The sequence below is a fragment of the Pseudomonas sp. BF-R-24 genome (genome assembly GCF_019947335.1).
Taxonomy (GTDB): Bacteria; Pseudomonadota; Gammaproteobacteria; order Pseudomonadales; family Pseudomonadaceae; genus Aquipseudomonas; species Aquipseudomonas jessenii.
In genome coordinates this window covers 11638-31503 of the sequence record NZ_JAGYGG010000039.1, presented here as the reverse complement: position 1 = coordinate 31503, position 19866 = coordinate 11638, and the positions used below count along the sequence as shown (strand labels likewise).

Sequence of the window (19866 nt, the reverse complement as noted above, 5' to 3'; positions counted from 1 at the left end):
ACCTGAACAGAGCTGAAGATACTGTGGAAATTTTCAAAGAGTTTACCTTCGAATCCGCCCACCGCCTGCCCCACGTACCGGACGGCCACAAGTGCGGGCGCCTGCACGGTCACTCGTTCAAAGTGGCAATCCACCTGAGCGGCGACCTCGACCCGCACACCGGCTGGATCCGCGACTTCTCGGAAATCAAGGAGATCTTCAAGCCGTTGTACGAGCGTCTGGACCACAACTACCTGAACGACATTCCTGGCCTGGAAAACCCGACCAGTGAAGTGTTGGCCAAGTTTATCTGGCAGGAATTGAAACCTCTGCTGCCGGAGCTCAGCGCGATCCGGATCCACGAGACCTGCACCAGCGGTTGCATCTATCGCGGCGAATAAGCCGGCAGACAAATGCAGAACCCTGTGGGAGCGAGCTTGCTCGCGATGACGGCGCCACATTCAACATCGATGTGACTGACACAACGCCATCGCGAGCAAGCTCGCTCCCACAATGGAACAGCGTTTTGTCAGAGAAAAAGAAAACAGCCTTCATCGGCTGTTTTTTTATGCCTATGCTTTTTGCCTCGCACCCGCCAAGAGGACACACCTATGACTGACTGGCCACTGCCCCAGACCTATCGCTTCAAAGGGCACTCCGTGCGCTACGCCGTGCGCGGCGACGGCCCGCCGCTGGTGTTCGTGCATGGCACGCCCTTCTCCTCCTATGTCTGGCACCGGATTGCCCCGCACTTCATCACCACGCACCGGGTGCACTATTTCGATTTGCTGGGCTACGGGCAATCCGAGAAAGTTGATGGCGACGTGTCCCTGGGTGTGCAGAACGAATTGCTGACGCAGTTGCTGGACCATTGGGGCCTGGATCGCCCCGACGTGGTGGCCCATGACTTTGGCGGTGCCACGGCCCTGCGCGCGCACCTGCTCAACGGCAAGGATTACCGCAGCCTGACACTGATCGACCCGGTGGCGCTCACGCCCTGGGGTTCGCCGTTCGTGCAGCATGTGCGCCAGCATGAAGCCGCCTTCAGCGGACTGCCCGATTACATCCAGCAAGCGATTGTGCCGGCTTACATCCGCGGGGCGATCAAGCGGAAAATCCCGGACCACGAACTCGCCCCCTATGTTCAGCCGTGGCTGGGAGAGCTGGGGCAGGCGGCGTTCTACCGGCAGATCGCGCAGATGAACGAGCGCTATACCTGCGAGGCCGAGGGCCTGTACTCGACGATTCGCTGCCCGGTGCAGATTCTCTGGGGTGAAGATGACCAGTGGATTCCCATCGAACGCGGGCGGGCCTTGCAGCAGATGATTCCCGGATCGCGGTTTTATCCGATTCCCAACGCCGGTCATCTGGTTCAGGAAGACGCGCCCGAAGCGGTAGTCGCGGCGCTGCTGCGGTTTTTGCCCCTGCAGTAATCCTCCAGAACAAGCCCGCTCCCACATTTGAACGGTGGTGATCAATGTCACTGGCGGGAATCGCCGCTGGCGAGCTAACGTAAGAGTATTGCCTAAACGTTTCGCCAAAAGGATCTGCCCGATGCACATCATCAATGCCCGTCTGCGCAACCAGGAAGGCCTGCATGAGTTGAACCTGGAAAACGGCCTGATCAGCAGCATCGGCCGCCAGATCGAAGCCCCGACCCTGGGCCCTGACGATCTGGATGCCGGCGGCAACCTGGTGGTGCCGCCTTTTGTCGAGCCGCACATCCACCTCGACGCAACCCTGACCGCCGGCGAGCCGCGCTGGAACATGAGCGGCACGCTGTTCGAAGGCATCGAGTGCTGGGGCGAACGCAAGGCGACCATCACCCAGGAAGACACCAAGGCCCGGGCAAAGAAAACCATCCAGACCCTCGCCGCCCACGGCATCCAGCATGTGCGCACCCACGTCGACGTCACCGACCCGCAACTGACCGCGCTCAAGGCGATGCTCGAAGTACGCGAGGAAAGCCGGCACCTGGTCGACCTGCAAATCGTCGCATTCCCTCAGGAAGGCATCGAGTCCTACCGCAATGGCCGCGAATTGATGGAAGAAGCGATCCGCATGGGCGCCGACGTGGTAGGTGGCATTCCGCATTTCGAATACACCCGCGATCAGGGCGTCAGCTCGGTGAAGTTTCTCATGGACCTGGCCGAACGCAGCGGTTGCCTGGTAGATGTGCATTGCGACGAAACCGACGACCCGCATTCACGCTTTCTCGAAGTGCTCGCCGAAGAGGCCCGCAGCCGCGACATGGGTTCGCGGGTCACGGCCAGCCACACCACGGCCATGGGCTCCTACGACAACGCCTACTGCGCCAAACTGTTTCGCTTGCTCGGGCATTCGGGGATCAGCTTTGTCTCCTGCCCCACCGAAAGCATCCACCTGCAAGGTCGCTTCGACAGTTTCCCGAAACGCCGGGGCGTGACCCGGGTCAACGAGTTGCTGGAAGCAGGCATGAACGTGTGCTTCGGCCAGGACTCCATCGTCGATCCGTGGTATCCGCTGGGCAACGGCAACATTCTGCGGGTACTCGAAGCCGGCCTGCACATCTGCCACATGCTCGGTTATCGCAACCTGCAAAGTGCGCTGGACCTGGTGACGGACAATAGCGCCCGAGCCATGAGCCTCGGCGATCGCTATGGCCTGGAGCGCGGGCGGCCGGCGAACCTGCTGATTCTGTCGGCGGAGAGTGATTACGAGATGATCCGCAGCCAGGGGTTGCCGCTGTATTCGGTGCGCGATGGCAAGGTCTTGATGAAGCGGACGATGCCGGTGGTGGAGTTCAGTGGGCTGAACTGAGTTTGGTGTTGTCTGGTCTGGCCTCTTCGCGAGCAAGCCCGCTCCCACACTGGATCTTTGTCGTACACAGATTTTGTGTTCACTGAAGATCAACTGTGGGAGCGGGCTTGCTCGCGAAAGCTATTGTGAAGTCAATCAATTAACCGAGCCGTACCAAACAGACTGACCCGACTCAACTCCCCCAACTCTTCCGCCAGCAAGATCGGCGCCGTGCCACCCGGCATCGTCACCTTCACCTCCCCGGCGCTGACCCAACCTGCCCGCCAGGCCGCACAGGCCACCGCGCTGGCGCTGGTCCCCGACGACGCCGTCGGCCCCTCGCCCCGCTCGAATACCCGCGCGACGATGTGTCCTTCGGACACGCGCATTGCCCATTGCAGGTTGACTCCCGCCGGACAAGGCTTGCCTGCGCCGACCGGCATGGCGTAGGCGATTCGCGTCAGCCCCTCACCCAGCGCCGGCTCGCGCATCTGCTCGTTGCTCGGCAGGTCCTCGGCACTTTCCACCAGCGTCACACAATGGGGATTGCCGACCCGCGCGAACTGGCTGTGCGACCATGCACTATTGAGTGCCGACAATTGTTCAACGTGGCTGAGTTCGCGACCATTGAATATCGCCGCTTCAACCCCGTGAGCACTGACCGCCGACGGCCCGAATCCCGGCTGGCCCAGATCGAGCCAAAAACCCTTCACGCCCCCGACCTCTGCGGCTTTCACTGAAGTCTGCCCCGGCGAAGGCGAATCAGCCTTGTCGTGGTGAACCCTGAGCAGACAGGCTTCGTTCTGCGGCAACAGCCCTTGATCACTGAGGGCCTGGGAAAAAATCGTCAGCCCGTTGCCACTGCGCTCGGCCAGGGTACCGTCGGTGTTGACGATCAACAGATCAAAGGGAGGCGACGACTGAAACGGTCCGACCAGCAAACCGTCGCTGCGATGATCCTTGCTGCCGGACGGTTGAGTGCCTGGAGCCCAGCTGCAGCAAGCCTCGATCGCGGCTAGCGCCCAGGCTTCAAGGGTTTGCGCTGCCTGGCTGGCCTGGTCGGGCAGGTCGGGCAGGTCGATGCCCTGACGGCGCAGTTCTTCGGGCGTTACCACGATGTAAATGTTGCCCCGTGCATCGTACCTCTGCGCCATGGCGCCCTCCGTGTGTCATTGGAATGGCTCAACATATCGCGAAAAACACCAGCGCTGTGCAACCATATCGCCCTGTTTGACCGTAAAACTTTCCGGGCACTGATCGAACCCTCACAGGCCGATCACTGTCCGTTGAGGACGCGACGCTTTTTGCCAAGGATTGTTATGACCAGCCTCAACAGCCAAACCACCTTCGTTCCCGGGCGCCTGGAACAGATGTCCACGCGCATCGCCTTTTTCATCGCCGGGGTCGGCATCGCCGCGTGGGCACCGCTGGTGCCCTATGCCAAGGCCCGGGCCGGACTGGATGAAGGCACCCTGGGATTGTTGCTGCTGTGCCTGGGGGTAGGTTCGATCCTGGCGATGCCGCTGGCCGGGATCCTGTCCACACGTTTCGGCTGCCGGCGGGTGACGGCCGGCGGGACCCTGCTGATCTGTGCCGCCCTGCCGCTGCTGGCGACGGTGTCGTCGATTCCGGCGCTGATCGCCGCATTGTTCATGTTCGGCGCGGGGCTCGGCACCGTGGATTCGACGGTCAACCTGCAAGCGGTGATCGTCGAGCGCGCCAGCGGCAAAAACATGATGTCGGGGTTCCATGGCCTGTTCAGCCTGGGCGGGATTGTCGGCGCGGCAGGCGTCAGCGGATTGCTTGGCCTGGGGATCTCCCCTCTGGGGGCCACGCTGGTGGTGATCGTGTTGCTGCTGATCGCGCTGGCCAAGGCCGTGCCGCATCTGTTGCCCTACGGCAGCGAGAGTTCGGGGCCGGCGTTTGCCGTACCCCATGGCATCGTCCTGTTCATTGGCGGCATGTGCTTCATCGTGTTCCTCGCCGAAGGCGCTGCGCTGGACTGGAGCGCGGTGTTCCTGACACAGGAACGCGGCATCGACACCGCGTATGCGGGGCTCGGTTATGCGGCGTTTGCCTTGACCATGACGGCCGGGCGTTTGACCGGTGACAAAATCGTACGACGGTTGGGCGCGACGCGGGTGATTGTGTCCGGCGGGCTGACCGCCGCCGCAGGTTTGTTTCTGGCGACGTTCGCACCGAGCTGGGAGGCGGCGCTGGTGGGTTATGCGTTGCTGGGTGCCGGTTGCTCGAACATTGTGCCGGTGCTGTACACCGCAGTCGGCAAGCAGACGGTCATGCCCGAAAGCATCGCCGTGCCGGCCATTACCACCCTGGGTTATGCGGGCATCCTGGCAGGCCCCGCCGTCATCGGCTTCGTCGCCCATGGCAGCAGCTTGAGTTTCGCCTTTGCCCTGATGGCGGTGTTGCTGGTGGCGGTTGCCATTGGCGGGAGAGTGTTGAAGGTCTGAAAAGCATCGCGAGCAAGCTCGCTCCCACAGGGATCACACGGAACCTGTGGGAGCGAGCTTGCTCGCGATGAATTCACCTCGGTCTATCAGAACCCGACACTGGCCTGCACAAAGAACGTGCGCGGCGCACCGACGTACATACCCGAGTTGTTGTCGCTGGAACGGGTGAAGTACTGCTTGTCGAAGATGTTCTTCACCCCCGCCCCCAGTTTCAGGTTCGACACCTGCGGACCGAAGTCATAGCCGGCACGTGCGTTCCAGAGCACGTAACCCGGGATATCACCGAACTGGCCATCAGCGGTGCCTTCAGTGATGTAGTCGCCGTTGAAGCTGCCATCGGCGTTCACGCCGGTGCCCGGCGAACGCTGCTTGGACTGGGCGAACGCATCGAGGTTGTAAGTCCAGCGGTTGATGTCGTAACGCAGGCCGGCGGTGGCCACCTGGCGGGAGTAGAACGGCAGGTCACGGCCCTTGAAGCCCGGGATCTCACCTTCGTTGGTGGCGCGGGTGTAGGTGAAGCCGGCGTTGGCGGTCAGGCCGTCCAGCATCGGGTTCAGCGCGGCCATGTCGTAGTGCACCGAGGCTTCGATACCCTGGTGCTTGGTCGCGCCGAGGTTGGTCCAGCCCACGTCATTGCTGATGTATTGCAGTTCGTCGTCGAAGTCGATGTAGAACAGCGTCACTTCGCCGCCCCACACGTCATCGTTGTAGCGCGTACCGATTTCGTAGGTCTTGGCCTTTTCCGGCTCCAGGCCGTTGGCGGGCTCGTCACCGATACCGCCCTGACCCAGCTGGAAGTACTGCAGCGCGCCGAACGAGGTTTCGTAGTTGGCGAACAGTTTCCAGGCATCGGACATGTGATACATCACGCTCAGGGCCGGCAGCGGCTCGTTGCTTTCGATGCTGCGGTTTTTCTCCGGCACCCGTTTACCGGCGTTATCAAGCACCGGGCGATCGTGCCAGTCGGTGCTGATGTGCTCGAAGCGAATACCTGGCGTGACGGTCCAGTTGCCAACGTCAATCTTGTTGTCGACGTAGACCGAATTGGCCTCGGTTCCACCGGTACGGTCCTGATAGACATGGCCGTCCGCCCCCGGACGCACGACCGGCTCATTGTTGACCAGCGCCACACGGCTGGCCTCTTCGTGCATGGCCTCTTTCAGGTAGCGATAACCGACGCTGACTTCCTGGGTGGTCGGGCCGACATCAAACACATGGGACACCCGTGGTTCGATACCGAAGGTGTAGTAGGTGCGCGGGTAGGAGTTGAGTGTCTTGAGGTCACGGGAGGCAATGTTGCTGCCACGGAAACTGTCGGTGTAGTAGGTCAGCACTTCGGCCTGGGTGCGATCGTCGATCTGCCGCACCCACTTGAACGACACATCCTTGCGGCGACCGCTGAAGTTGTCGTGGTCGCGCACGGACTGGAACGGGTCGGCGTCGTACTGCGCCTGGGTCAGGCCGCCGGGCATGTCGGCCTTGGCATCGTAGTAGTGAAAGTTGAGGCTGAAATCGTCGACATCGGTCGGCGCCCAATGGGTCTTGAGGATCACGTCGTCGATGTCGTTGCCGTTGTTGCTTTCGCGGTAACCGTTGCCGTTCACGCCGGAATACAACAGCGCCACGCCCATGCCGTTGTCGGCGGTGCCGCCCATGAATGCCGTGTCGATGTGCTTCCAGCCACCGTGCTGCGAGGTTTCCAGGGTCGTGCCGATTTCCGCGGAGGCCTGTTCCGGGATCGCGCGGGTCACGAAGTTGATCACGCCGCCCACGTTTTGTGGTCCGTAGCGTACGGAACCGGCACCGCGCACCACGTCGATGCTGTCGAGGTTGCCCGAGGAAATCGGCGCCATGGACAGTTGCGGCTGACCGTAAGGAGCGAACGCCGCCGGGATGCCATCGATCAGCACGGTGGAGCGCGGCGACAGGCGCGAAGTCAGGCCGCGCACGCCGACGTTGAGGGAAATGTCGCTGCCACCGGTACCGTTGGCGTCCTGCACCTGCACGCCCGGGACACGTTTGAGTACGTCGCCGACGTTCATCGCGCCCTGCTCGACCATGGCTTCGCGGCGGATCACGGTTCGTGCCCCGGGGTGGTTCTGCACCACGGCGGCATCGGCGTCGCCGAGCCAGTTACCGACGACCTTGATGTCAGTCACGCCCAGTTCCAGTGGTCCGCTGGCCGCCGATGCTGGTGCCGGCATCAGCGTCACCGAACCTTCATCGATCTGGTATTGCAGGCCGCTGCCTTGCAGCAACTGGCGCAGCGCGTCTTCCGGGGAAAGGTTGCCATCCACCGCCGGAGCCTGCTTGCCGGCGACCAGTTCAGGGCTGAAGAACACCTGAAGCGAGGTTTGCTGGCCCAACTGACTCAGGGCCTGTCCCAAGGGTTGCGCCGGGATGCGGATGGCATCGGCGGCAAAGGCCTGGGGCAGCGCAACGTTGACCGCCAGCGCGAGGGCCAGCGGTAACCAGGGGAGTTTGTTGTTTTTAGCGGTGGAGTTTTTCACGTCGAACGTAATCCTGTGGATCGCAAGAGTGTGCGTTTGTTAATGCAAACCAGTTGCAGTTGAACAGGAAGACGATGAACTCGAAAAAAACCTGAATTTTATTTTGAAATTATTTCCTGACTGCCATCGCCAAGAGTGCGCACGGCCACGGGGAGGATGCTCGGCAAGGCCTTGAGCAGCGCATCGGTGTTGTCGGATTTGAACACGCTGGTCAGGCGCAGATCGCCCACCGCGGCACTGGCGACCTTGAGTGGCTTCTCGCGATAGCGCGAGACCTGCTCGGCGACATCGGCCAGGCTGGCATTGTTGAACACCAGTTTGCCGTTGCGCCAGGCGGTCATTTCCGCCGGGTTGACGGCATAGGCGGCGGCAACTTTGCCCTGGACATCGACGTGGGTGCCAAGGCCTGCCGTCAGATTGATGAAATCGTTATCGGCGGCGTCGCGACCTTGAACCTTGACGCTGCCCCGCTCCACCACCACCCGGGTTTCGCTGGCGCCATGACGTACGTCGAATCGGGTGCCGGTGACCGTGACCTTGCCGCTGCCCGCCGCGACCACGAAAGGCCGGCCAGTGTCATGCTCGACGCTGAACATCGCTTCGCCTTCGGTCAGCTCGACGTTGCGGCGATCCTTTTCAAAGCGCACCTGAATCCTGCTGCGGCTGTCCAGATCGACCACCGAGCCATCGGGCAACGCCACTTGGCGGCGCTCATTCAGGGCCGTTGAAAACTCGGCGGTATAAGGCGCTGGATGATTCAGGCCGCTGACCAAACCCAGGCCGAGCGCTACCGCCAACACGCTGGCAGCTACCGCGTAACGCAGCACGGGACGACGTTTTTTCAGGGTTGGCGGGGTTTCACACAGGGCCCGCAAGCGCGCCGTCGGCACCAGGTCGGCGGCGCTCCACAAGCCCTGGAGTACTTCGAATTCGCTTCGGTGCTGGGGGTGCTGCTCCAGCCAGTGTTGAAACTGACGCCGCATTTCGACATCGGCAACAGGCTCCTGCAAACGCACAAACCACTGCGCCGCGTCATCGCGAACCGCTGTTTGCCCGCACGCACAATCACGAGTATCCATCATGGAAGTTCCTGTTTGGCTGGGGAGGAGAAGGCGCGGCCGGTCATGACTGCAATCCGTCCAGGCGATCGCGCAGATGCCGAAGCGTGCGGATCATATACTTTTCCACCATGTTCTTGGACAGCCCCAGGCGTTCGGCGATTTCGGCCTGGGTCAGGCCCTCGATTTTCTGCCAGACAAACACCTTGCGGCAGTTGACCGGCAGCTCGGTGAGCGCCCGTTCGATGGAATCAGCCAGCTGGATCGCGTGCATGAAATGCTCCGGGTCGCCGGTCGGCGACTCACTGAGATCGATCGCCTCTGACTCCATGGCGCCCCGCCGGTCCTCACGCCGATAACCATCCACGGCAATGTTGCGCGCGGTCTGGTGCAAATACGCCCGGGGCTGCTGCACCACCGCCGAATCGGACTCAAGCACCCGCACGAAGGTATCGTGGGCCAGGTCCTCGGCCTGCTGACGATTCCTCAGGCGACGGGTCCAGGTGCCAACCAACTCTTCGTAATGCTCGAAAAAGCCGTGTCTGCGGGGCAGCTTGAGGGTCATTGCGGTGTGCTGTGGAGACGGGGCGTGAATAGTAATGCTTCCTATTAACTTGAAGCAATGGTTTGCGTCCGCCACACAGGGCACTTTATCCCCTTGCCATTGTGCATTTCGTCAGGAAAGCTCAATTGCGGCACGGAACCAAAGAAATCTGGCAGGCATTCAAATGCAGCCATTGACTGGTTGTAACAAAGTGCAGAAATGCCCGTACCCGGCTTTCACCCAGGAATTCACACATGTTCAGCCCCAAAGCATCGCCCAAGAGAACACCGCTGGCCCGCCTCGTCCTGGCCATCACCCTGAGCACCCTCGGCCTGCCGTTCTGGGCGGGTAATGCCCAGGCCCACGGCGGTCACGCCGAAATGGTGCCGCTGCAAGCGGGTCTTGAGGAATTTGGCGCCACGGTGAAATGGGACGACTACGCCAACCTGTTCACCATTGCCAAAGATGGGGTCTACCTCAAGGTAAAGCCCGACAGCAAAGTGGCGATGCTCAACGGCAAGCGTATCGAGCTGACGGTGCCGGTGGTGTTCAAGGACCATACGGCGTTCATGTCCAAGGACTTTATCAACCAGGTGTTCCAGTCCGGGCTGGACAAGACCTTCGTCGTCGAGACCCGCCCTAACCCGCTCAACCCCCTGAGCGCAGCCGAAATCACCACGGCCGTGGACATCGTCAAAAAATCGGAAAGCTACAAACCTGGCTTCCGATTCACCGAAGTCTCGGTCAAGGAGCCGCCGAAGGATCAGGTGTGGAACTTCGCTCTGACCGGGCAGAACGTCGCCCAGCCGCGCCAGGCGAGTATCGTGGTGCTCGACGGCAAGCACGTGATCGAAGCCCTGGTCGACCTCGACACGAAAGAGCTCAAGTCCTGGAAGCCGATCGAAGGCGCCCACGGCATGGTGCTGCTGGACGATTTCGCAACGGTGCAGACCGCTGTCGAAACCAGCCCGGAATACGCCCAGGCCCTGGCCAAGCGCGGCATCAACGATGTGAAAAAGGTCGTGGCCACGCCGCTGACTGTCGGTTTCTTCGACGGCAAGGACGGCCTGGCGCAGGACAAGCGCCTGCTGAAAATCGTGAGCTACCTCAACACCGGTGACGGCAACTACTGGGCGCACCCGATTGAAGGCCTGGTGGCGATTGTCGACCTGGAACAGAAGAAGCTGATCAAGATCGAAGACGACGCGCTCATTCCGGTGCCGATGAATCCGACGCCGTATGACGGTCGCGGACGCCAGGGCGTCGCAGTCAAACCGCTGGAAATCATCGAGCCCGAGGGCAAGAACTACACCATCAGCGGCAACAGCATTCACTGGCAGAACTGGGACTTCCATGTTCGCCTCGATTCGCGGGTCGGGCCGATCCTGTCCACCGTCACCTACGACGACAAGGGCAAGAAACGCAAGATCATGTACGAAGGCTCGCTGGGCGGCATGATCGTGCCTTACGGCGACCCGGACGTCGGCTGGTACTTCAAGGCCTACCTCGACTCCGGCGATTACGGCATGGGCACCCTGACCTCGCCGATTGCCCGTGGCAAAGACGCCCCGCAAAACGCCGTGCTGCTGGACGCCACCATCGCCGACTACACCGGCGCACCGACCGCAATCCCGCGCGCCATGGCGGTGTTCGAACGCTACGCCGGCCCCGAATACAAACACCAGGAAATGGGCCAGCCCAACCTCAGCACCGAGCGCCGTGAGCTGGTGGTGCGCTGGATCAGCACCGTGGGCAACTACGACTACATCTTCGACTGGGTCTTCCAGCAGAACGGCACCATCGGCATCGACGCCGGCGCCACCGGTATCGAAGCGGTCAAGGGCGTGAAATCGAAAACCATGCACGAAGACACCGCCAGGGAAGACACCCGCTACGGCACCCTGCTGGACCACAACATCGTCGGCACCACACACCAGCACATCTACAACTTCCGTCTCGATATGGACGTAGACGGCGAGCAAAATTCGCTGGTGGAAGTGAACCCGGTGGTGCTGCCCAACGACCGTGGCGGGCCGCGCACCAGCACCATGCAGACCGAGACCAAAGTGGTCGGCACCGAACAGCAAGCGGCGCAGAAGTTCGACCCGTCGACCGTGCGCCTGCTGACCAACTTCAGCAAGGAGAACAAGGTCGGCAACCCGGTTTCCTATCAACTGATCCCTTATGCCGGCGGCACGCACCCGGTGGCCAAGGGAGCCAACTTCGGCAAGGACGAATGGCTCTACCACCGCCTGAGTTTCATGGACAAGCAGTTGTGGGTGACGCAATACAACCCGGAGGAAAAGTACCCGGAAGGCAAATACCCGAACCGCTCGGACAAGGACTCGGGCCTGGGGCAGTTCACCCAGGACAACCATTCCATCGAGAACACCGACGACGTGGTCTGGCTGACCACCGGCACCACCCACATCGCCCGCGCCGAAGAGTGGCCGATCATGCCGACCGAGTGGGTACATGTGCTGTTGAAGCCGTGGAATTTCTTTGATGAAACGCCAACGTTGAACCTCAACTCACCGAAATAAGGCACACGCAAAAACCTGTAGGAGCGAGCCCGCTCGCGATGGACGTCAACGATGACGCGGGCTGTCTGAATACCCGCGTTGTCCTGACGTTTTTCGCGAGCAAGCTCGCTCCTACAGGTACAGGCAAAATCTCACGCATGCCGCTTGCGATACTCCCCCGGCGCAATGCCGAAGCGCGACTTGAACGCTGTCGAGAAGTAACTCGAATCGGAAAACCCCCACGAATACCCCAGCACCGACAACTTCTCCTCCTTGCCCGATTGGCGCAGGGATTCAGCGCACAGGTCCAGGCGGCGGTTCTTGATGTAGCGCGCGACCACCAGGCCTTTCTTGGCAAACATCCGGTACAGGCCTCGGGTCGATATGCCGACTTCCCGCGCCAGCCATTCCGGGCACAGGTCTTCGGAGCGAATGTTTTCGTCGATGCAGGTGAGCGTCTTGCGAAAGATCCGCTCATGGGCATCGGTGCAATCGTCGGCCTGGCTGATCGCCGGGCGCAGCAGACTGACAATCGCCTCCAGGGTCGCTTCGCTTTCCTGTCGGGTCAGGTGCTGCTGGCGGGTGGCATCGAGGATCAACCGGTGCGAGAGCATCGCGATGGGCGAGGTTGCGGCAATCCGGTGGCCGCACTTGACCTGATTGAAACGCAGGGTTTGCTCGACCAGTTGATAGGGCAGGATCAGCGACAACTGCCGAGAGTTTTCGCCATAAGTGAAGTCGCTGGGCCGCGAAGCATCGATTAGCGTGATGTCGCCGGGGGACAGCAAGACCTTGTCGTCGCCTTGGGCCATGCCCGCCGTGCCGTCGAGTTGGAACACCGCAAAATACTTGCCGCCCTCGCCCGCCGCGACTTCCTGGGGCGTACGGTACAAACGCGCCTGGCACACGTCGACGAAACTGAGTTTGAGCGCATCGCTCTGGTATTCGCGGATACGTCCGGCAAATTCGTTGCCCAGGGGTTGTGCGTTGAAGGCGCCACAGATCTGGTTGATCTGATGGATCCACTGGTCGAACCCATCATGGCGCTGTGCTGTTGTAGAAATCATGTCAGGCCTCACGCAGGCTTATTTTTATTGTCTACGTCAATCCACACGACATCGGATGCTTCGAGTCTCCTGAACCGCACCACTCCCTGAACAATGACGTGCTATTTCAGTCCGCCAAAACGCCGATAGAAGCTTTCACCCACATCCGGCAACGGGCCGTCGGCCGTTTCCAGTGCGGCGTTCAGCCATTCTTCGGCCTTGGCGTAAATCAAACGGTAAATGTTGCGGCACAACTGGCGGGCGGCGCGGCCTTCCCAATCGCCGGGCAGCAACTCGTCCGGCAGTTGCGGGTCGCGCAGCAGCAGCTTGCGGTACTCGTGAATCAGCAGCACCCGCGCCAGGAAGCAGTCGGCCGGTTGCAGGTTTTCCTGCTCGCGCAGGGCTTGCCACAGCGGCCGGAACAGCTGGATGAACTCGCTGTAGTGCGCGGCCAGCTCCTCGATGTTCCAGCTCTCGCGCACCTGCAGACGCAGGGCCTTGGAGGCCAGTACGTCCTGGGCGGTGGTTTCGAAGACAATGGTGTCTTCCTGGACGCCGAGGTCGAGCAGGGTCGCGTTGACGTCGGAACGGTCGCTGCGCGGACAGGCCAACACTACCGGCGAAATCGCGCCGAAACCCTGCCACTCCAGTTCTTCACGCACCTGTTTGCGTTTGTCCTGGGTCAGCTGCGAGAGCATCACCAGGCACCAGGAACCATCCCAGGCCGGCATCGTGGTGCTGTAGACCCGCTTGAAGGCCTTGTCGAAACGCCGGCGACCGGTGCCGGTCAGGCTGTAGTAACTGCGGCGACCGACCTTCTCGGCGGTCAGCCAGCCTTCTTTGGTCAGGCGAAAAATCGAGGTGCGAATCAGCCGCTCGTTGATACCGATGGGCTCGAGCAATTGAATCAGGCTGCCCAGCCAGACGGTGCCGCCATGGGGTTCGATGGCATCCCCGTACAACGTGATGATCAAGGAACTGGCGCGGATCGGCGTCTGCTCCTGGAAGCGGGTAATCAGATGGTTCAAGGGAGTCAGGGACGACATGGGCGTTCCGTGTAAAAAAAGAAAAGGAATATACCGAAAGCTGTGGGGTTAATCCCAATCCCTTGTGGGAGCGGGCTTGCTCGCGAAGGCGGCGTGTCAGTCGACATCAATGCTAAATGACACACCGCTTTCGCGAGCAAGCCCGCTCCCACAATGGACCGTGTTCACAGGCTGGCGCCCTTGGGCCGCAACCCCCTGTCGCTGATGCGCGGGCGATCAGCTTCCGGCTCGGCCAGCGGCTCGCAGACCTGCATCTGTTCCAGGCAACGCTTGGCCAATTCCTGATACTCACGTGTTCCCGCCTGCTTCCACGCCACTTCCTGATCGCTGAGGCTGCGCTTGACGCTGGCCGGTGCGCCCATGACCAGCGACTGCTCCGGGCATTCGAAGCCGGCCTTGACGAATGCCGCCGCCGAAACGAATGAACGCGGACCGATCCGGGCGTTGTCCATCACCACCGCATTCATGCCCACCAGCGCATCGGCGCCAATCCGGCAACCGTGCAGCACCGCACCGTGGCCGATGTGGCCATTGCGCTCGACCACGGTGTCGCTGTCGGGGAAACCGTGCATCACGCAGGTGTCCTGCAGGTTGGCGCCCTCCTCCAGCACGATCCGCCCGAAATCCCCGCGCAGGCTGGCCAGCGGGCCGACATAGCAATGGGGGCCGATGATCACGTCACCGATCAATACGGCGGACGGATGCACATAAGCGCTCGGATCAACCACCGGAGTCAGGCCATCAAGGCTGTAGCAGGTCATGGAAGCTTCCTTCACAAAGCGATGCAAATAATGACTCATTTTGTATCACATCACTTTTAACAGCACAAAGACTAAAAACCGTATCACTTGAAATACACCTTTCCGACGAATGCCAGCACGCCTCTAAAATCACCATAAAACCCAATGTTTTCTAGGCATAACCCGCTATCAGCACCCCTTCAGCGGGAAGATGAAAAATCTAAATGCACACCAATAAGACACATTAAATCAATTTTCGTATTGCATTTACGTATCACGTTATAGCTATACTTGGGCAAAACCGGCCCCTGCGGCCGATCCAATAACGAGCCGGCACCCCGCCGAGCGTGCACCGTGAGAGCATCCGCCATGCCTCTGACCCTTGCCGTCGAATTGATCGAGCCTGGCGTCCGCCTGATTACCCTGCAGCGCCCGCAAGCCCTGAACGCCCTGACCACCGAGTTGCTGGGCGAACTGGCCGCTGAACTGAACATCGCGCAAGCCGACCCCGACACCCGTGCCGTGGTGCTCACCGGCAGCCGCAAAGCCTTCGCCGCCGGTGCCGACATCAAGGAAATGGCCGAGCGCAATCTGGTCGGCATCCTCGACGACCCGCGCCAGGCCTCGTGGCAAGCCATCACCCGCTTCAGCAAACCGCTGATCGCCGCGGTCAACGGCTTTGCCCTCGGCGGCGGCTGCGAACTGGCGATGCACGCCGACATCATTATTGCCGGCGAAGACGCCCGCTTCGGCCAGCCGGAAATCAACCTCGGGATCATGCCCGGCGCCGGTGGTACCCAACGTCTGCTGCGCGCCGTCGGCAAATCCATGGCCATGCAAATGGTGCTGACGGGCGAGTCGATCGACGCCCGTCAGGCCCAGCGCGTCGGTCTGGTCAGCGAAGTGACCCAGCCGGAATTTACCGTCGAGCGCGCCCTGCACATCGCTCACAGCATTGCGGCCAAGGCGCCACTGGCGGTGCGCCTGGCCAAGGAAGCGCTGCTCAAGGCCATGGACACGGACCTGGCCAGCGGCCTGCGTTTCGAGCGTCACGCCTTCACCGTGCTGGCCGGCACCCGCGACCGCGACGAGGGCATTGCGGCCTTCCAGGAAAAGCGCTCGCCGACCTTCACCGGCCAGTAATCCGCAACGAATTCGAATGACCTCCGAGAGAGCGCCAAGACCATGAACTTCGAACACATCCTGTTTTCCATCGAGGCCGGCGTCGCCCTGCTCAGCCTCAACCGGCCAGACCAGCTCAACAGCTTCAACACCCAGATGCATGGCGAAGTGAAGGAAGCACTCAAGCAAGTGCGGCAGAACCCTGACGTGCGCGTATTGCTGCTGACCGGTGAAGGTCGCGGCTTCTGCGCCGGGCAGGACCTGAGCGACCGCAATGTCGCGCCAGGCAGCGCCGTGCCGGATCTGGGCGAGTCCATCGAGAAGTTCTACAACCCGCTGATCCGCCAGTTGCGCGACCTGCCGCTGCCGGTGATCTGCGCGGTCAACGGCGTGGCCGCCGGCGCTGGCGCCAACATTCCGCTGGCCTGCGACCTGGTGCTGGCGGCGCGTTCGGCCAGTTTCATCCAGGCGTTCTGCAAGATTGGCCTGATCCCTGATTCAGGCGGCACCTGGACCCTGCCGCGTCTTGTGGGCATGGCCCGGGCCAAGGCTTTGGCACTACTGGGCAACCGTCTAACCGCCGAACAAGCCGAGCAATGGGGCTTGATTTACCAGTGCGTGGAAGACGCCGAACTGCGCGATGAAGCCCTGAAGCTGGCCCGCCACCTCGCCACACAACCGACCTACGGTCTGGCGCTGATCAAACGCAGCCTGAACGCCAGCATGAGCAACAGTTTTGACGAACAGCTCGAGCTGGAGAAAGACCTGCAACGTCTGGCCGGGCGCAGCGAGGACTACCGCGAAGGCGTCGGCGCCTTCATGGAAAAACGCACCCCAAGTTTCAAGGGACGCTGAGCCATGACCGCATTGAACACATCTGCACGCATCGCCGTGATCGGCGCCGGGGCCATGGGTGCCGGTATCGCCCAGGTGGCGGCCCAGGCCGGCCATCCGGTCTTGCTGCTGGACAATCGTCCCGGCGCAGCCGCCCAAGCGATTGAAGGCATCGACCGACAACTGGGCAAGCGAGTCGAGAACGGCAAGCTGTCGGCCGAGTCGCGCAGCGCGACGATTGCACGCCTGCAAGCGGTAGAAGCCATCGAAACCCTGGCCGACTGCGATCTGATCATCGAAGCCATCGTCGAGAACCTTGAGGTCAAGCGCGCGCTGTTCCGCCAGCTCGAAGGCATCTGCGGCGAGCATTGCATCCTCGCCAGCAACACCTCGTCGCTGTCGATCACCAGCATCGCCGCGCAGCTTGATCATCCACAACGCTTGCTCGGCCTGCACTTTTTCAACCCGGCACCGGTGATGGCGCTGGTGGAAGTCGTCTGCGGCCTGGCCAGTGATCCGGCACTCGCCGAGTGCCTGTACGACACGGCCAAGGCCTGGGGCAAAAAACCGGTGCACACCCGCTCCACACCGGGCTTCATCGTCAACCGCGTGGCCCGGCCGTTCTATGCCGAAAGCCTGCGGATGCTGCAGGAAGGCGCGGCCGACTGCCCAACCCTGGATGCGTTGATGCGCGAGGCCGGCGGCTTTGCCATGGGCGCGTTCGAACTGACCGACTTGATCGGCCATGACGTCAACTACGCCGTGACCTGCTCGGTGTTCGACGCTTATTACCAGGACACACGCTTCCTGCCGTCGCTGATCCAGAAAGAACTGGTGGATGGCGGGCGTCTGGGACGTAAAAGCGGACAGGGTTTCTACAGCTACGCCCAAGGCGCCGAACGTCCGCAAGCAGCTGAAATCAGCAGCAGCGCGAGCGTCGAGACTTGTATCGCCGAAGGTGACCTTGGCATCGCCCAGGGTTTGCTGGCGCGCTTGAGCGAGCAAGGTGTCGAAGTCATCCGGCGCGACGGCCGCGGATTGCTGCGAGTGGGTGACGCCGTGCTGGCCCTGAGCGATGGCCGCATGGCCTGCCAGCGTGCCCGGGAAGACGGCCTGCGCAACCTGATCCTGCTGGATCTGGCGTTCGATTACGGCAACGCCAAACGCATCGCTATCAGCCATGCGGCAGGCATTGATCCGCTGGCCCTCGAACAAGGCGTTGCCCTGCTGCAGCGGGCCGGCCTCATGGTCAGCCTGCTCAGCGACAGCCCGGCCCTTGCCGTCCTGCGCACCGTGGCCATGCTCGCCAACGAAGCCGCCGACGCCCTGCTGCAAGGCGTGGCCTCGGCCGCCGACATCGATCTGGCCATGCGCGCCGGGGTCAATTATCCACAGGGGCCGCTGGCCTGGGCCGATGCCATTGGCCTTTCGCACATTCTTGAAACGCTGGAAAACCTGCAAGCCAGTTATGGCGAAGAACGCTACCGGCCGTCGCTGCTGCTGCGCCGTCGCGCCACCGAAGGGAGAACATTCCATGACTAACCATGAAGCCATGACCCTGGCCAGTGAATGCGCGCAATCGCTGCTCCAGCGCGACGCCGCCAGCCAGGCCATGGGCATGCGCCTGCTCTCGGCCGGCCCCGGTTGCGCGCGAGTGGGCATGGCGGTGCGGGCCGACATGATCCAGGGTCACGGCACCTGCCACGGCGGCTACCTGTTCGCCCTTGCCGATTCGGCATTCGCCTTTGCCTGCAACAGTTACAACGAAGCCACCGTGGCCATCGGTTGCAGCATCGACTACATCGCCCCGGCGCGCCTGGGTGACACGCTGAACGCCGACTGCATCGAGCAGAGCCGTTCGGGTCGCACCGGCAACTACGACGTGCGCATCGAAAACCAGCAGGGCCAATTGATCGCCCTGTTCCATGGCAAATCCTACAAAGTGCGCGGCCCGGTGCTGACGCAGGAGAACCCGAATGAATGACGCCCTGATCATCGACGCAGTCCGGACCCCGATTGGCCGTTACGCCGGTGTCCTGAGCAGCGTGCGCGCCGACGACCTCGGCGCGGTGCCGCTGCGCGAGCTGCTGCGCCGCCACCCGCAAGTGGACTGGAACACGGTTGACGACGTGATCTACGGCTGCGCCAACCAGGCCGGCGAAGACAACCGCAACGTCGCGCGCATGTCCGCACTGCTGGCCGGGTTGCCGGTGAGCGTGCCGGGTACCACCCTCAATCGCCTGTGCGGCTCCGGGCTCGATGCCATCGGCACCGCCGCCCGCGCCATTCGCAGTGGCGAAACCGGGCTGATGCTGGTCGGTGGCGTTGAATCCATGTCCCGCGCGCCACTGGTGATGGGCAAGGCCGAGCAGGCGTTTTCACGTGCAGCCGAGGTCTTCGACACCACCATCGGCTGGCGCTTCGTCAATCCGCTGATGAAAAAGGCCTATGGCATCGACTCCATGCCGGAAACGGCAGAGAACGTCGCCGAACAGTTCAACATCTCCCGGGCCGACCAGGACGCCTTCGCTCTGCGCAGCCAGCAACGCGCTGCCGCTGCCCAGGCCAGCGGGCGTCTGGCCAAAGAGATCGTCGCGGTGGAAATCCCCCAGCGCAAAGGCCCGGCCAAGTTGGTCGAGCACGACGAGCACCCACGCGGCGACACCACCCTTGAGCAGCTCGGCAAACTGGGTACGCCGTTCCGCGAGGGCGGCAGCATCACCGCCGGCAACGCCTCCGGGGTCAACGACGGGGCCTGCGCGCTGTTGCTGGCCAGCCCGGAAATCGCCAAACGCCACGGCCTGACCGCCCGTGGCCGGGTCGTGGCCATGGCCACGGCTGGCGTTGAACCACGGATCATGGGCATCGGCCCGGTGCCAGCCACCCGCAAGGTGCTGGAAGTGGCCAACCTGAGCCTGGCCGACATGGACGTGATCGAGCTCAACGAAGCCTTCGCCGCACAGGGCCTGGCGGTGCTGCGCGAACTGGGCCTGAGCGACACCGATCCGCGGGTCAACCCCAACGGCGGCGCCATCGCCCTGGGCCACCCGCTGGGCATGAGCGGCGCACGCCTGGTCACCACCGCCCTGCATGAGCTTGAGGAACGCAATGGCCGCTACGCCCTGTGCACCATGTGCATCGGTGTCGGCCAGGGGATCGCGCTGATCATCGAGCGTCTATCCCACTAAAGAATCGCGATTCCCAAGGAGCCGAGAG

At 62.1% G+C, this 19866-nt stretch carries 17 protein-coding genes; 10 read left to right on the top strand and 7 right to left on the bottom strand.

What is annotated here, in order from left to right; genetic code table 11:
* Positions 1–23 precede the first annotated feature (23 nt).
* The 3 genes from queD (at position 24) to codA (ending at position 2778) form a co-directional block, all read left to right on the top strand.
* The gene (gene queD, locus KGA98_RS23725) at positions 24–380 is read left to right on the top strand and encodes a 6-carboxytetrahydropterin synthase QueD (RefSeq protein ID WP_008021670.1); all 357 of its coding nucleotides are present in this window, start codon (positions 24–26) and stop codon (positions 378–380) included.
* Between the two features lie 210 nt (positions 381–590).
* The gene (locus tag KGA98_RS23720) at positions 591–1412 is read left to right on the top strand and encodes an alpha/beta fold hydrolase (RefSeq protein ID WP_223504115.1); all 822 of its coding nucleotides are present in this window, start codon (positions 591–593) and stop codon (positions 1410–1412) included.
* Between the two features lie 121 nt (positions 1413–1533).
* Positions 1534–2778, top strand: a complete 1245-nt coding sequence (codA, locus tag KGA98_RS23715) for a cytosine deaminase (protein ID WP_223504113.1) — start codon at positions 1534–1536, stop codon at positions 2776–2778.
* 131 nt (positions 2779–2909) lie between these two features.
* Here the strand turns inward: codA and KGA98_RS23710 are convergent, their stop codons facing one another.
* Positions 2910–3911, bottom strand: coding sequence for a diaminopimelate epimerase (locus KGA98_RS23710; RefSeq protein ID WP_223504111.1), 1002 nt, complete (start codon positions 3909–3911; stop codon positions 2910–2912).
* A 165-nt stretch (positions 3912–4076) separates the two neighbouring features.
* On the opposite strand from KGA98_RS23710, the gene KGA98_RS23705 reads away from it, so the two are divergent.
* Positions 4077–5228 (top strand): MFS transporter, encoded by a 1152-nt coding sequence (locus KGA98_RS23705; protein WP_057713994.1) that lies wholly within the window; start codon positions 4077–4079, stop codon positions 5226–5228.
* An 86-nt stretch (positions 5229–5314) separates the two neighbouring features.
* On the opposite strand, the gene KGA98_RS23700 is transcribed toward KGA98_RS23705, so the two are convergent.
* The 3 genes from KGA98_RS23700 to KGA98_RS23690 all read right to left on the bottom strand — a co-directional run bounded on the left by KGA98_RS23700 (position 5315) and on the right by KGA98_RS23690 (position 9361).
* The gene (locus tag KGA98_RS23700) at positions 5315–7738 is read right to left on the bottom strand and encodes a TonB-dependent siderophore receptor (RefSeq protein WP_223504109.1); all 2424 of its coding nucleotides are present in this window, start codon (positions 7736–7738) and stop codon (positions 5315–5317) included.
* Between the two features lie 98 nt (positions 7739–7836).
* The gene (locus KGA98_RS23695; RefSeq protein ID WP_223504107.1) at positions 7837–8820 is read right to left on the bottom strand and encodes a FecR family protein; all 984 of its coding nucleotides are present in this window, start codon (positions 8818–8820) and stop codon (positions 7837–7839) included.
* A gap of 40 nt (positions 8821–8860) precedes the next feature.
* A complete protein-coding gene (locus tag KGA98_RS23690) occupies positions 8861–9361 on the bottom strand; it encodes a sigma-70 family RNA polymerase sigma factor (RefSeq protein WP_057713991.1) in 501 nt (166 codons plus the stop codon).
* A 233-nt stretch (positions 9362–9594) separates the two neighbouring features.
* Between KGA98_RS23690 and tynA the strand changes: the two genes are divergently transcribed.
* Positions 9595–11883: a primary-amine oxidase gene (tynA, locus tag KGA98_RS23685; RefSeq protein ID WP_223504103.1), complete on the top strand. Its 2289-nt coding sequence runs from the start codon at positions 9595–9597 to the stop codon at positions 11881–11883.
* 131 nt (positions 11884–12014) lie between these two features.
* On the opposite strand, the gene feaR is transcribed toward tynA, so the two are convergent.
* From feaR to paaY, 3 genes are all read right to left on the bottom strand, one after another.
* Positions 12015–12929 carry a transcriptional regulator FeaR gene (feaR, locus tag KGA98_RS23680; protein ID WP_223504101.1) on the bottom strand — a complete coding sequence of 305 codons (915 nt, stop codon included), beginning with the start codon at positions 12927–12929 and terminating at the stop codon, positions 12015–12017.
* A 101-nt stretch (positions 12930–13030) separates the two neighbouring features.
* A complete protein-coding gene (paaX, locus tag KGA98_RS23675) occupies positions 13031–13954 on the bottom strand; it encodes a phenylacetic acid degradation operon negative regulatory protein PaaX (RefSeq protein WP_008003007.1) in 924 nt (307 codons plus the stop codon).
* 164 nt (positions 13955–14118) lie between these two features.
* The gene (gene paaY, locus KGA98_RS23665) at positions 14119–14715 is read right to left on the bottom strand and encodes a phenylacetic acid degradation protein PaaY (RefSeq protein ID WP_223504099.1); all 597 of its coding nucleotides are present in this window, start codon (positions 14713–14715) and stop codon (positions 14119–14121) included.
* 348 nt (positions 14716–15063) lie between these two features.
* On the opposite strand from paaY, the gene paaF reads away from it, so the two are divergent.
* From paaF to pcaF, 5 genes are read left to right on the top strand one after another with little or no spacing between them, the layout of a single operon-like run.
* Positions 15064–15837, top strand: a complete 774-nt coding sequence (paaF, locus tag KGA98_RS23660) for a 2,3-dehydroadipyl-CoA hydratase PaaF (protein ID WP_223504097.1) — start codon at positions 15064–15066, stop codon at positions 15835–15837.
* A 42-nt stretch (positions 15838–15879) separates the two neighbouring features.
* Positions 15880–16671, top strand: coding sequence for a 2-(1,2-epoxy-1,2-dihydrophenyl)acetyl-CoA isomerase PaaG (paaG, locus tag KGA98_RS23655; RefSeq protein WP_223504095.1), 792 nt, complete (start codon positions 15880–15882; stop codon positions 16669–16671).
* 3 nt (positions 16672–16674) lie between these two features.
* A complete protein-coding gene (gene paaH, locus KGA98_RS23650; protein WP_223504093.1) occupies positions 16675–18192 on the top strand; it encodes a 3-hydroxyacyl-CoA dehydrogenase PaaH in 1518 nt (505 codons plus the stop codon).
* On the top strand, positions 18185–18634 hold the full coding sequence (paaI, locus tag KGA98_RS23645) for a hydroxyphenylacetyl-CoA thioesterase PaaI (RefSeq protein ID WP_223504091.1): 450 nt from the start codon (positions 18185–18187) through the stop codon (positions 18632–18634). The genes paaH and paaI overlap by 8 nt, the downstream gene beginning before the upstream one ends.
* On the top strand, positions 18627–19838 hold the full coding sequence (gene pcaF, locus KGA98_RS23640; RefSeq protein WP_223504089.1) for a 3-oxoadipyl-CoA thiolase: 1212 nt from the start codon (positions 18627–18629) through the stop codon (positions 19836–19838). The genes paaI and pcaF overlap by 8 nt, the downstream gene beginning before the upstream one ends.
* The last annotated feature ends 28 nt before the right edge of the window (positions 19839–19866 follow it).